We start from the raw sequence: 13,515 nt of genomic DNA on the forward strand, positions 1-13,515 counted from the left end.
TAACGGGCCGCGTACCCGAGAAAGGAACGGAATGATGGCAAGCCTCGGCGGGGACAATTCTCAAGCCGAAGGGGCTGAAGTCCGTCACGTTCCGGTGCTGATCGCCGAAGTGATCGATGCCCTGAAGCCGGTACCCGGTGCGGTGATCGTTGATGGCACGTTCGGCGCGGGCGGCTATACGCGCCGCATTCTGGAAGCGGGCGCGAATGTGATCGCAATCGACCGCGATCCGACCGCGATCGAGGCCGGACGGGCAATGGAAAAGCAGTTTCCGGGCAGGCTCACTCTGGTCGAAACCCGGTTTTCCGCGCTCGACGATGCGGTTTCGCAGGTCACGGGAGCGGGCAGCAAGGTGGACGGCGTCGTGCTGGATATTGGCGTTTCGTCGATGCAGATCGATGAAGCTGAGCGAGGATTTTCCTTCCAGAAGGACGGTCCGCTCGACATGCGCATGTCGAACAAGGGGGCGAGTGCCGCCGATGTGGTCAATCGCCTGAAAACCGGCGATCTGGCCCGCATCTTCAATTTTCTGGGCGAGGAGCGTCATGCGGGGCGTATCGCACGCATGATCGACAAGCGTCGCGTAGCGCAGCCCTTCACGCGAACGCTCGATCTTGCCAACGCCATCGAGGCGCTGGTCGGGCGCAATCCGAAGGACCGCATCCATCCGGCAACCCGCGTGTTTCAGGCGTTGCGCGTCTATGTGAATGAAGAATTGAGCGAACTGGCACGGGCGCTGCTCGCAGCCGAGCGTGTCCTGAAGCCCGGCGGTCGGCTGGTGGTGGTGACATTCCACTCGCTCGAAGACCGCATGGTGAAGCGCTATTTCGCCGACCGTGCTGGCGGCAGCGCCGGATCGCGCCATTTGCCGGCGGCGCATGTGCGCCTGCCGAGCTTCACGCCTGCCGTCAAGGGCGCGGTCGGCCCGACGCTCGAGGAAGAAGAACGCAATCCGCGCGCGCGCTCGGCGAAGCTGCGCGCCGGAATAAGGACGGATAATCCGCCACTGGAAGACGATTTATCGCTTTTCGGGTTGCCGAAGCTGCCCGAGACGAACGAACTGGCCCGGAGTTGAACGAGTGCTGCGTACTTTCGACATCATCATGATAGCGGCGATGCTGGTGGCGGCGACCGTCACCTACACGATCAAATATGACGCGGAAAAACAGATCGCCGTCATTGCCAAGCTGAAGCGCCAGATCGATTCCGAAAAAGACACGATCACGCTTCTGCGCGCCGACTGGGCCTTGATGACCCAGCCGGGCCGTCTGCAGAGCCTTGTTGGCGTCTATGAAAAGGAACTCAACCTTCAGCCGATCGAGGCCGAACAGCTTGTCATGGGCGTGGACGAAATTCCCGAACGCCCGATCGACGACATCCAGAAGATCATTTCCGGCAGCGACGAACTGCTCGCAAGCGGCGTGCTCGAAAGTGACGCGATCACCACCGGCAGCGTCAGGAAAAACGGGGCGAGGCACTGATCATGCGGCTGAAACTCGGACTCTCGGAAAAGAAGCACGCACAGGTGAACGGCAATGACGGGCCAGTCGGCGATGAAAAGCCTGCTGGCAACATGGCTTTTGTCGGCTCGCGCAAGAAGCACGGCAATCGCGCCCGCAACCGCCTATGGATGGCCATTGCCTGCTTTGTCGGCATTTATGGCGTTATCGGCGGCAAGCTCGTCTATTTCGGCGTTATAGGCGGCGAAAACCAGGATACGGCGGGCCCCGTTATCAATCAGCTTGCATCGCGCCCCGATATTCTCGACCGTAACGGCGAAATTCTCGCGACCGATATCAAGACTGCGTCGCTTTATGCCGAACCGCGCAAGATCGTGGACCCGGATGAAACCATCGAGATGCTGTCGACGGTGCTGCCGGATCTCGACTGGGAAGCGACCTACAAGCGCCTGAAGAGCGGCGCCGGGTTCGTCTGGATCAAACGCGGGCTGACGCCGAAGCAGCAGAGCCAGATCATGGCGCTCGGCGTGCCGGGCGTCGGTTTTCGTACGGAAAAACGTCGCTTCTATCCCGGTGGTCCTACCGCCTCGCATATTCTCGGTCTTGTCAATGTCGACAATCAGGGCATTGCGGGCATGGAGAAATATATCGACAGCCAGGGCCTGACCGATCTTCGCTCGGTCGGTCTTGCGACGGGGCAATCGCTGGAGCCTGTTCACCTTTCCATCGATATTCGCGTGCAGCACATCATGCGCGATGTACTGGTCAAGGCGATGGAACGCTACCGGGCGATTGCCGCCGGTGCGGTGGTGCTGAACGTCAAGACCGGCGAAGTGATCGCCATGTCGTCCGTGCCGGACTTCGATCCGAACAATCCGGTTCATGCGCTCGACAAGGATCGCCTGAACCGCATGTCGGCGGGCACTTATGAAATGGGCTCGACCATCAAGAGCTTCACGACGGCGATGGCGCTCGATTCCGGCAAGTTCAATCTGAATTCGCGTCTCGATGCGTCGCGTCCGCTGGTGTTCGGTCGCCAGACCATCCGCGATTTCCACGGCAAGGGTCGTGTGCTGACGCTGCCGGAAGTCTTTATTTTCTCGTCGAATATCGGTTCGGGCCGCGAGGCCGATGCCGTGGGCATTGAAGGCCATCGCGCCTTTCTGAAGAAGATCGGCCTTCTCGACCGGTTGCAGACGGAACTGCCGGAAGTGGCGCGCCCCGTCGAGCCGCGTGTCTGGAAGAAGGTTCATTCGATGACCATTTCGTTCGGTCACGGCATGATGACGACGCCGCTGCAAACGGCGGTTGGCGCCGCGGCCCTGATGAATGGCGGCAAGTTGATGCCGCCGACATTCCTGATGCGCACGCAGGCCGAAGCCAACAAGGTCGCCAGGCAGGTGGTTCATCCACAGGTCTCGGCGGATATGCGTTACCTCTATCGCTTGAACGCGACCGCACCGGGCGGGTCGGGCAAGCGCGCCAAGGTTCCGGGCTATCGCGTCGGCGGCAAGACAGGCACTGCGGAAAAGGTCGTCAATGGCCGCTATTCGAAGGACGTGCGCTTCAATGCATTTCTGGCATCGTTCCCGATGGACGATCCAACCTATGTCGTGCTGACGATCATCGATGAACCGAAGCCGGAAGAGGGCAAGTTCAGCGCTACCGCCGGTCTCAATGCCGCCCCCATGGTGGCAGAGATCATTCGCCGCTCGGCGTCGTTTCTGGGGGTTAGCCCTGACTTTCGGAAGGAAGCTTTGCCCGCAACGGTGGAAAATGTCAGCAGCAGGCCCGATTTTAAACAGGAAGTACCGCCAGCGATGGCTTCCAACGAATACGATTGATTCGCCCAAGGCAGTCTTTGTATTGACGCGCACGCAACTGAATCTGGATTTGGTATGACCATGAAACTGAAGGAAATCGCTCTTTTCAAGGAACTGGCCTCCGGCAAAGCCGGCGAGGTGGAGATTACCGGCGTCACGTCGGATTCCCGCAAGGTCGAACGCGGTTTTCTTTTCGCGGCGCTGAAAGGCGTGAAGGCGGATGGCGCGGCTTTTGCCGCCGATGCCGCCAGACGCGGTGCAAGCGCAATCGTTGCAGGCAAGGATACGATCATCGCCGATGCGGGCGTACCGGTTCTGCATGTTGACGACCCGCGCCATGCGCTGGCGATTGCATCGGCCCAGTTCTACGGCAAGCAGCCACAGATCATGGTCGCGGTCACAGGCACGAGCGGCAAGACATCGGTGGCGTCCTTCACTCGCCAGATATGGGCCTATGCAGGATTTCCCGCAGCCAATATCGGTACGACCGGCGTCTTCTCCCCGACCCGAAGCGACTATAATTCGCTGACCACACCCGACCCGGTGGAACTGCATCGCGTACTGGCCGAACTTGCAGACGAGGGCGTGACCCATGCGGCCATGGAAGCCTCGTCGCACGGCCTCGACCAGCGCCGCCTCGACGGTGTCCAACTGACCGCAGGCGCGTTCACCAATCTCGGCCGCGACCATATGGACTATCACGCCACCGTCGAAGAATATCTGGGTGCAAAGATGCGCCTGTTCGATACGCTTTTGCCCAAGGGCGCGCCCGCGATCATCTACGCCGACGATCATTTTTCGGCGCAGGCGATCGAAGCTGCGACGGCTGCCGGATGCGATGTGAAGACCGTTGGGCGCAAGGGAAATTTCATCGCGCTGAAGCGTGTGGAGCACGAGCGTTTCCGCCAGCATGTGGAAGTGCGCATCGGTGACGACATTTTCGAAATCGAACTGCCGCTTGCCGGTGATTTTCAGGTCGCAAATGCGTTGGTGGCGGCGGGGCTCGCCATGGTGACGGGCGTTCCCGCTGCTGCCGCCATGCGAGCGCTGGAGCGCCTGAAAGGCGCGCCGGGGCGTCTCGACCTGGTGGGGGCGACTGAAGACGGCGCACCAGCCTATGTCGACTACGCCCACAAGCCGGAAGCGCTTGAAAATGTACTGACCTCGGTCCGTCCATTCACGACGGGCCGCGTGATCGTGGTTTTCGGTTGCGGCGGCGACCGCGACAAGGGCAAGCGTCCGATCATGGGCGAAATCGCCTCGCGTCTGGCGGATGTGGCTATCGTCACCGACGACAATCCGCGCTCGGAAGTCCCCGCACATATCCGCGCCGAAATCATGGCTGCGGCACCGGGTGCGACGGAGATTGGCGACCGCCGCGAAGCCATTTTCACCGCCGTTTCCATGATGCAGCCCGGCGACACGCTGGTGGTCGCGGGCAAGGGACATGAAGAAGGGCAGATCGTCGGCAATATCACCCTGCCGTTTTCCGATCACGCGGAAGTTGCCGCCGCTCTTGTCGCCCGCCTTGAGGAGCCGCAGAAATGAGTGACTGGCTCTGGACATCCAACGACATGGTCGAAGCCATGGAAGGCAGGCCCTTCGGCTCGCTTCCAGATGGAATTACCGGCATTTCCATCGACAGCCGCACCCTGAAACCGGGCGAGGCTTTCTTCGCCATAAAGGGCGATCAGTTCGACGGGCATGATTTCGTCACCGCCGCCATGGCCGCACGCGCTGGCCTGCTCGTGGTGGCGGAACACCGTCTGCCCGCTTTCGGCAATTCCAAGGTGCCGATGATCGTGGTTGAGGATGTGCTTGAAGCCCTGACGAAGCTTGGCATCGCCTCGCGTACACGCTCCAGGGCGCAGATCATCGCCGTGACAGGTTCGGTCGGCAAGACGACGACCAAGGAAGCGCTGCGTCATGTGCTTTCGAATGTCGGTAAGGTTCACGCTTCGGTGGCGTCGTTCAACAATCACTGGGGAGTGCCGCTGACGCTGGCGCGTATGCCTGCCGATACCGACTACGGCATCTTCGAAATCGGCATGAATCATCATGACGAAATCCGTCCGCTGGTGAAGATGGTGCGTCCGCACGTGGCGCTGATCACATTGATCGCGCCCGCCCATCTCGGTCATTTCGCCAATCTGGAGGAAATCGCCGTCGCGAAGGCGGAAATTTTCGAGGGTATCGTGCCCGGCGGCTATGTGCTTTTGAACCGGGACGACAAGCGCTTCAAGCAGCTTGAAGAACTCGCGACGAAAGCGGGTGTCGAGCACATCGCGACTTTTGGCGAGAATGCGCGATCCGACTATCGTCTGCGCGAAGTGAAACTGCATCCGACCTGCTCCTGCATGACGGTGAAGATCGGGACGCATGAAGCGGCGGTCAAGGTCGGAATGCCGGGACGCCATATCGTGCAGAACATGCTGGCCGTCCTCGGCGCCGCCCATCTGGTGGGGGCGGACATTGCAAAGGTGACGATGGCGATGGCAACGGTTCCTGCCGAAGGCGGGCGCGGCGCGCGCCATGTGCTGCGGCACCCGGAGGGAACGTTCACGCTGATCGACGAGAGCTACAACGCCAATCCCACCTCCATGCGCGCGGCGCTGTCGCTGCTGCATTCGACGGTGCCGGAAGGATCGCGCGGCCGACGCATCGCGGTGCTTGGCGATATGCTGGAGCTTGGCCGCCAGTCGGGCAAGCTTCACGCCGACCTGGCGCGTCCGGTTGTCGATGCCGGGGTGAATGCGCTCTTTATCGGTGGACCGGACATGTCTGTGCTCAAAAATGCCTTGCCGGTTGAAATTCAGACCGAGTACAGGCAGGGCACCGACGAATTGTTGCCGCTGGTGGTCAAGGCGGTCCGTCCGGGCGATGTTATCATGGTGAAGTCGTCGAAGGGGATCGGCTTTTCCAGAATCGTCAAGGCGTTAATTAGCCAATTTCCGCCGGTGGAGCCGGCGGAGTAAGCGGTATTTGAGGGATTTTTCTCTACGATGTTGATGTTTCTCACCTTCTTCGCCGAACATATGACACCGCTCAATGTGTTCCGCTACATCACTTTCCGCACGGGCGGCGCGATGATTACATCGGCGTTGATCGTGTTTCTGTTCGGCCCGGCGATCATCAATTCGCTGCGTATGCGGCAGGGGAAAGGCCAGCCGATCCGCGCCGACGGTCCGCAGACTCATTTCAAGAAGGCCGGCACGCCCACCATGGGCGGTCTCATGATCATGACCGGCATTCTTGCCTCGTGCCTGCTGTGGGCCAACCTCTCCAGCGTCTATGTCTGGGTTGTGCTTCTGGTTACGGTGGGTTTTGGCGCTATCGGCTTCTACGATGACTATCTGAAAGTGACGAAGCAGTCCGACAAGGGGTTTTCGGGCAAGGCGCGTCTCGGCATCGAATTCCTGATCGCAGCAATCGCGGCCTTCACCATCATGCGGGCAGGGCAGGAGCCGTTCTCATCCTCGCTGACTTTCCCCTTCGCCAAGCAGTTTGTCATCAATCTCAGCTGGTTTTTCATTCCGGTCGCAGCCTTTGTCATGGTTGGCGCGGGCAATGCCGTAAACCTGACCGACGGTCTCGACGGGCTGGCCATCGTGCCGGTCATGGTGGCTGCCGCCTCTTTCGGCTTCATCGCCTATCTGTCCGGTAACGCGATCTTCGCCGATTATCTGCAGATTCACTTTGTGCCGGGCACAGGCGAACTGGCCGTCGTCCTGGGCGCGGTCATCGGGGCGGGCCTTGGCTTCCTGTGGTTCAACGCGCCGCCTGCCGCCATTTTCATGGGCGATACCGGTTCGCTGGCGCTCGGCGGAATGCTCGGCACGGTAGCCGTCGCCACCAAGCACGAGATCGTACTGGCCATCATCGGCGGTCTGTTCGTCGTGGAAGCACTTTCGGTCATCATTCAGGTCGGTTCGTTCAAGCTCACCGGCAAGCGCGTGTTCCTGATGGCCCCCATTCATCACCATTTCGAAAAGAAGGGCTGGACCGAGAGCCAGGTCGTGATCCGTTTCTGGATCGTTGCGATCATTCTCGCAATGATCGGCCTTTCCACATTGAAACTCAGATAGCAGGCACAGCGAATGATCCCGATCACTGCCCTTAAAGGTAAGACAATCGCCCTCTTCGGATTGGGCGGGTCGGGCATTGCCACCGCAAAGGCCATCGTTGCAGGTGGGGCGAAGATCATTGCCTGGGACGATAATCCCGACAGTGTGGCTCGCGCGCAAAGCGCGGGTATCGCCACAGGCGATCTGCGGCAGGCCGACTGGTCGGAGATCGGTAGCTTCGTGCTTTCTCCCGGCGTTCCGCTGACCCATCCCAAGCCGCATTGGACGGTGGAACTGGCGCGTGCCGCCGGTGTCGAGATCGTGGGCGATGTGGAACTGTTCGTTCGCGAGCGCAGCATGACTGCGCCCGATTGCCCGTTCATCGCCATCACGGGCACAAACGGCAAGTCGACCACCACGGCGCTCATCGCCCATATCATCAAGGCATCGGGCCGCGACATGCAGCTTGGCGGCAATATCGGTACTGCCATCCTTACGCTGGAGCCGCCGCGCGCTGACCGCTTCTATGTGGTTGAATGCTCATCCTATCAGATCGATCTGGCGCCGTCGCTCAATCCTTCGGCCGGCATTCTTCTGAACCTGACGCCCGACCATCTCGATCGCCATGGCTCGATGGAAAACTATGCCGCCATAAAGGAACGGCTGGTGGCTGCAAGCAGGACGGCAATTGTCGGCGTCGATGACGCTCACTGCGAAGCCATTGCAGACCGGCTGCATCGCGACGGTGTTCATGTCGCGCGGATTTCCAAGGAAAAACGTCTCGACAGGGGGTATTTCGCCGAAGGTGCGAAGCTGTTCTGGGCGCATGAGGAGGGGATTGACGAAATCGCCTCGCTGGATGGGATCGGCTCGCTGCGCGGGAGCCATAATGCGCAAAACGCGCTTGCAGCAATCGTGGCTTGCCTGTCGGTCGGCCTGAGCCTTGAAGAAATTCACGCGGGGTTGAAAAGCTTTCCCGGCCTTGCCCATCGCATGGAACAGGTGGGGCGTCGCGGCAAGGTTCTCTTCGTCAACGATTCGAAGGCCACCAATGCGGAAGCGACCGCGCCCGCCCTGTCTTCGTTCCCAGGAAACATCTACTGGATCGCGGGCGGTGTGCCGAAAGTGGGCGGGATCGCTTCGCTGGCAGGTTTCTTTCCGCGTATCGCGAAAGCCTATCTGATTGGTGAAGCCGCCGCGCAGTTTGCGGCGACGCTCGGCGACGCGGTGTCGTTCGAGATTTCCGACACGCTGGCCGTAGCAACCGAACATGCGGCGCGCGATGCCGGCAACGATGCCGCGCCGGAGCCGGTGGTGCTGCTGTCGCCTGCCTGCGCGAGCTTCGACCAATTCCAGAATTTCGAAAAACGCGGCGATGCGTTCCGCAGCGCTGTTCTGTCGCTTCCGGGCGTCGAGCCGATAGGAGGGAAAAGCTGATGGTAAGCCGTGCCGATCGCGGTCCTGTCGCCAACTGGTGGTGGACGATAGACCGCTTCTTCCTCGCCGCATGTCTGGCCCTGATGGGGCTTGGCATTCTTTTGTCCTTTGCGGCCAGCCCCGCCGTGGCGTCGCGCATCGGCCTCGACAGTTTCCATTTCGTCGAACGCCAGATCGTCTTCATGGTCCCCGCGGTCCTGGTGATGGTCGGCGTATCCTTCTTTTCGCCCCGGCAAATCCGGCGATTTGCGTTGATATTGCTCGGCGTCTCCATGGTATTGATGGTCGCCGCACTGTTCTTCGGCATCGAGGTCAAGGGCGCGCGGCGCTGGGTCAGCCTGGCAGGAATTTCCATTCAGCCATCGGAATTCATGAAGCCTGCTTTCGTGGTTGTGTGTGCGTGGCTTTTTTCGGAGCGTGAACGCGGCAGTGAAATGCCCGGCAATTTTCTCGCGATGCTACTGTTCGGAACCGTTGCGGCCCTGCTCGTTCTCCAGCCCGATCTTGGTCAGACCATGCTGACTACGGGAACCTGGGGCGCGATGTTCTTTCTTGCCGGTCTGCCGATGTTCTGGATTCTCGTGCTCGGCGGTCTTGCGGTGTGCGGCGGCGTTTCAGCCTACTTCATGTTCGATCACGTTGCCGGTCGTATCAACCGCTTCCTGACCGGTGAGGGCGACACATTTCAGGTCGATGCGGGCCGCGAAGCGATCCTGCGCGGCGGCTGGTTCGGACAGGGGCCGGGCGAAGGTACGGTCAAGCGGATCATCCCCGACAGCCATACGGACTTCATCTTTTCCGTAGCTGCCGAGGAATACGGGATCATTCTCTGTATCGTCATCATGCTGCTATTTGCCTTCATCGTCGTGCGCGGGCTTTCCATTGCGCTGAAGGAGCGCGATGCATTCACACGCCTTGCCGTGTCGGGCATCGTGATCCTGTTCGGCTTCCAGTCGATCATCAATATGGCGGTGAATCTCCACCTGATGCCTGCCAAGGGCATGACGCTGCCATTCATTTCCTATGGCGGTTCCTCGCTCGTGGCCATTGCAATCACGATGGGCATTCTGCTGGCGCTGACACGCCGCCGCCCGGAAGCGCGCATGACCCATACGTTGGGAATGGGCACGGAAATGGGCAAACGTATTCCTGCGCTGTGAGGGGTTGATGGGCAATCTGGCTAATCGGGGCGTAATCGTACTGGCCGCCGGTGGAACGGGCGGTCATCTGTTCCCGGCAGAAGCGCTGGCGCATGAATTGCAGGTGCGTGGCTGGGACGTGCATCTGGCCACCGATGCGCGCGCGCAGCGTTTTGCAGGGGCTTTCGCGCCAGATCATGTGCATGTGATCCGCTCGGCAACGATTGCGGGCCGCAACCCGATAGCGCTTTTGAAGACTTTCTGGTCGCTGTGGCAGGGCAATCTCGATTCCCGCAAATTGTTCCGTCGGCTGAAACCGAAACTCGTCGCGGGTTTTGGCGGTTATCCGACACTGCCGCCGCTCTATGCCGCGAGCAATATGCATATCCCGACCATGGTTCACGAGCAGAATGCCGTCATGGGCCGGGCCAACAAAGGACTTGCCGCGCGGGTGAAGGCGATCGCGGGCGGCTTTCTGCCTGAAACAGGCGGAGCTTATCCCGAAAAGACGGTGACAACCGGCAATCCGGTGCGCCCGCCGGTGCTGGAGGCTGCGAGCGCACCCTATAGCCCTGCGAAACCGGATGAGCGTTTCCGCCTGTTGGTTTTCGGCGGCAGTCAGGGCGCGCAGTTCTTTTCGGCTGCCATTCCCGCTGCCGTGGCTCTATTGCCGGAAAAGGAACGCGCCCGGCTGTTGATCACGCAGCAGGCGCGCAAGGAAGATGAAGCCGCCGTGCGCGAGGCTTATGAAAATCTCGGAGTTCCCGCCGATGTGGCTCCGTTCTTCAACGACATGCCCGCACGCATGGCCGATGCGCATTTCGTGATTTCGCGCTCCGGCGCGTCAACGGTTTCGGAAATTACCGTAATTGGCCGTCCGGCCATTCTGGTGCCGTTTCCCCATGCGCTGGATCACGACCAGGCGGCCAATGCAGCGGCGCTCGCCGCTGCGGGTGGCGGAGAAGTGGTGCGTCAGGCCGATCTTTCGCCCGAAAAACTGGCTCAGATATTGCAGGCGGCCATGAATGAGCCGGAACGGCTCGAAAAACAGGCGAAAGCTGCAAAAAGCGTCGGTAAGCCGGATGCAGCGCGGTTGCTTGCCGATCTGGCAGAGGCTATTGCATCCGCCAAAACCGTCCAGGAATTCAAAGAAGGAAACCGGCCATGAAAATGCCGCTGAACATCGGGCTTGTCCATTTTATTGGAATTGGCGGCATCGGCATGAGTGGTATCGCCGAGGCGCTGCATAGTCTGGGCTATAAGGTTCAGGGTTCCGATCAGTCGGATAGCGCCAATGTCCAGCGCCTGCGCGACAAGGGTATCGAGGTTTTTGTCGGCCACAAGGCAGAGAATCTTGGCGACGCCGAGGTGATCGTCGTCTCTACGGCCATCAAGAAGACCAATCCTGAATTTGTCGCGGCCCGTGAAAAACTCCTGCCCATCGTGCGTCGCGCTGAAATGCTGGCCGAACTGATGCGTTTCCGTCGCGCGGTCGCCATTGGCGGCACACATGGCAAGACGACGACCACCTCCATGGTGGCAGCGTTGCTCGACGCCGGTCATCTCGATCCGACCGTCATCAATGGCGGCATCATCAATGCCTATGGCACCAACGCCCGCATGGGCGATGGCGACTGGATGGTGGTGGAAGCCGACGAAAGCGACGGAACCTTCCTGAAACTGCCCGCCGACATTGCGGTCGTTACTAATATCGATCCTGAACATCTCGACCATTATGGCAGCTTCGACAACGTTCGTGCTGCGTTTGCGCAATTTGTGGAGAACGTGCCGTTTTACGGTTTCGGTGTGATGTGTCTCGATCACCCGGAAGTGCAGGCGCTGGTCGGCCGAATCGAGGATCGTCGCATCGTCACTTATGGCCAGAACCCGCAGGCGGACGTGCGCTTCATCAACCATCGCATGGAAGGGGCTACAAGCCTGTTCGACGTGGTGATCCGCTCACGCAAGGGCGAGACGACGGAAATCAGGGATATGCGTCTGCCCATGCCGGGCCAGCACAATGTTTCCAATGCGACGGCGGCTATCGCCGTCGCCCATGAGCTTGGCATCTCCGACGACGATATCCGTCGCGGTCTCGGAGCTTTCGGCGGCGTCAAGCGCCGCTTTACCCATACCGGTTCGTGGAACGGCGTCGAGGTGTTCGACGATTACGGCCATCATCCGGTGGAAATCCGCGCTGTGCTCAAAGCCGCGCGCGAGGCCACAAAAGGCCGTGTGGTCGCCATCGTGCAGCCGCATCGCTACACGCGTCTGGCGAGCCTGTTCGATGAATTTGCCGCATGTTTCAACGATGCCGATACGGTGATTGTCACGCCGGTCTATACGGCGGGCGAAGATCCTATCGAAGGCGTCAATTCCGAAGCACTTGTCTCACGCATAAAGACTGCGGGACATCGCGATGCACGCTATGCTGCCGGGGCGGAACTGCTTGCGCCTCTGGTCAGCTCGATTGCCGAACCCGGCGATTTCGTCGTCTGTCTCGGTGCGGGCAATATTACGCAGTGGGCCTATGCCTTGCCAAAGGAACTGGCGGAACAGGGTAAGAAATAATGATGGAAAGCGGCGAGGCGCTTCTGAAGAAGCTCGATGGCAGGCTGTCGGGCCTGCGCGGGCGGCTGACGCCCGATGCGGGCATGGACAAGATCACCTGGTTTCGCGCTGGCGGACCGGCGCAGGTGCTTTTCCAGCCAGCTGACGAGGAAGACCTCTCCGCATTCCTGAATGCCGTGCCGGAGGATATACCGCTCCTCGTGGTCGGTATCGGTTCCAATCTGCTTGTACGTGATGGCGGTGTGCCCGGCTTCGTGATCCGGCTTTCGGCAAAGGGCTTTGGCGAAGTCGAACAGGTTTCCGAGACGCGGTTGCGTGCAGGCGCGGCGACGCCTGACAAGCGTGTGGCCGCGGCGGCGCTGGAAGCGGAGCTGGCCGGGTTTCATTTCTACCACGGCATTCCCGGCGGCATTGGCGGCGCGCTGCGGATGAATGCGGGCGCAAACGGCGTGGAAACGCGTGAGCGTGTGGTGGAAATTCGCGCTCTCGACCGCAAGGGCGAAGTGCATGTGCTTTCCAATGCGGATATGGGCTATGCCTATCGTCACTCGTCCGCGTCGCCCGATCTGATCTTTACCTCGGTGCTGTTCGAGGGCGTGCCGGGCGAGCGTGAAGCCATCAAGCGGGCCATGGACGAGGTTCAGCATCATCGTGAGACGGTTCAGCCTGTGCGCGAGAAGACCGGAGGCTCGACCTTCAAGAATCCCGAAGGTACATCCGCCTGGAAGGAAATCGACAAGGCTGGTTGTCGTGGCCTGCGTGTTGGCGGCGCGCAGATGTCGGAGATGCATTGCAATTTCATGATCAATACCGGGACTGCGACCGGACACGATCTGGAAACGTTGGGCGAGACTGTTCGCGCAAAGGTTTTCGAAAATTCGGGCATTCGTCTCCATTGGGAGATCAAGCGTCTCGGTTTGTTCCGCGACGGAGAACCTGTCGAAGAGTTTCTCGGAAAATCCCAATAAAAAATTGGCTGGATTTCTGCCTGAAATTTCGGGCTTTTTTGACTCCGTGAGCG

The 13,515-nt window shown here is 60.3% G+C and carries 11 protein-coding genes; all 11 read left to right on the forward strand.

The genetic code is table 11. The annotated features are described in order from the left end of the window. Nucleotides 1–31 precede the first annotated feature (31 nt). The 11 genes from rsmH to murB are packed head-to-tail and all read left to right on the forward strand — an operon-like array spanning nucleotide 32 to nucleotide 13,462. Complete coding sequence (gene rsmH / locus FHS76_RS12445; protein ID WP_183652860.1) at nucleotides 32–1,075, forward strand: 16S rRNA (cytosine(1402)-N(4))-methyltransferase RsmH; 1,044 nt, start codon at nucleotides 32–34, stop codon at nucleotides 1,073–1,075. Nucleotides 1,076–1,079: 4 nt separating this feature from the next. After that, nucleotides 1,080–1,481, forward strand: coding sequence for a cell division protein FtsL (gene ftsL / locus FHS76_RS12450; RefSeq protein ID WP_183652862.1), 402 nt, complete (start codon nucleotides 1,080–1,082; stop codon nucleotides 1,479–1,481). Between the two features lie 2 nt (nucleotides 1,482–1,483). Next, complete coding sequence (locus tag FHS76_RS12455; RefSeq protein ID WP_183652865.1) at nucleotides 1,484–3,304, forward strand: peptidoglycan D,D-transpeptidase FtsI family protein; 1,821 nt, start codon at nucleotides 1,484–1,486, stop codon at nucleotides 3,302–3,304. A 54-nt stretch (nucleotides 3,305–3,358) separates the two neighbouring features. Continuing rightward, nucleotides 3,359–4,831: a UDP-N-acetylmuramoyl-L-alanyl-D-glutamate--2,6-diaminopimelate ligase gene (locus FHS76_RS12460; protein ID WP_183652868.1), complete on the forward strand. Its 1,473-nt coding sequence runs from the start codon at nucleotides 3,359–3,361 to the stop codon at nucleotides 4,829–4,831. After that, nucleotides 4,828–6,258 (forward strand): UDP-N-acetylmuramoylalanyl-D-glutamyl-2,6-diaminopimelate--D-alanyl-D-alanine ligase, encoded by a 1,431-nt coding sequence (locus tag FHS76_RS12465; RefSeq protein ID WP_183652871.1) that lies wholly within the window; start codon nucleotides 4,828–4,830, stop codon nucleotides 6,256–6,258. The genes FHS76_RS12460 and FHS76_RS12465 overlap by 4 nt, the downstream gene beginning before the upstream one ends. Nucleotides 6,259–6,285: 27 nt before the next feature. Then, complete coding sequence (gene mraY / locus FHS76_RS12470) at nucleotides 6,286–7,368, forward strand: phospho-N-acetylmuramoyl-pentapeptide-transferase (RefSeq protein ID WP_183652874.1); 1,083 nt, start codon at nucleotides 6,286–6,288, stop codon at nucleotides 7,366–7,368. A gap of 12 nt (nucleotides 7,369–7,380) precedes the next feature. Continuing rightward, the gene (murD, locus tag FHS76_RS12475) at nucleotides 7,381–8,784 is read left to right on the forward strand and encodes a UDP-N-acetylmuramoyl-L-alanine--D-glutamate ligase (protein ID WP_183652878.1); all 1,404 of its coding nucleotides are present in this window, start codon (nucleotides 7,381–7,383) and stop codon (nucleotides 8,782–8,784) included. After that, nucleotides 8,784–9,944: a putative lipid II flippase FtsW gene (gene ftsW / locus FHS76_RS12480; protein WP_183652882.1), complete on the forward strand. Its 1,161-nt coding sequence runs from the start codon at nucleotides 8,784–8,786 to the stop codon at nucleotides 9,942–9,944. The genes murD and ftsW overlap by 1 nt, the downstream gene beginning before the upstream one ends. A 7-nt stretch (nucleotides 9,945–9,951) precedes the next feature. Next, nucleotides 9,952–11,091: an undecaprenyldiphospho-muramoylpentapeptide beta-N-acetylglucosaminyltransferase gene (murG, locus tag FHS76_RS12485; protein WP_183652885.1), complete on the forward strand. Its 1,140-nt coding sequence runs from the start codon at nucleotides 9,952–9,954 to the stop codon at nucleotides 11,089–11,091. Then, nucleotides 11,088–12,494, forward strand: coding sequence for a UDP-N-acetylmuramate--L-alanine ligase (gene murC / locus FHS76_RS12490; RefSeq protein ID WP_183652887.1), 1,407 nt, complete (start codon nucleotides 11,088–11,090; stop codon nucleotides 12,492–12,494). The genes murG and murC overlap by 4 nt, the downstream gene beginning before the upstream one ends. After that, nucleotides 12,494–13,462 (forward strand): UDP-N-acetylmuramate dehydrogenase, encoded by a 969-nt coding sequence (gene murB, locus FHS76_RS12495; RefSeq protein WP_183652890.1) that lies wholly within the window; start codon nucleotides 12,494–12,496, stop codon nucleotides 13,460–13,462. The genes murC and murB overlap by 1 nt, the downstream gene beginning before the upstream one ends. Nucleotides 13,463–13,515: the final 53 nt, after the last annotated feature.

Origin of the sequence: Brucella daejeonensis, assembly GCF_014199265.1 — a bacterium.
Taxonomy (GTDB): domain Bacteria; phylum Pseudomonadota; class Alphaproteobacteria; order Rhizobiales; family Rhizobiaceae; genus Brucella; species Brucella daejeonensis.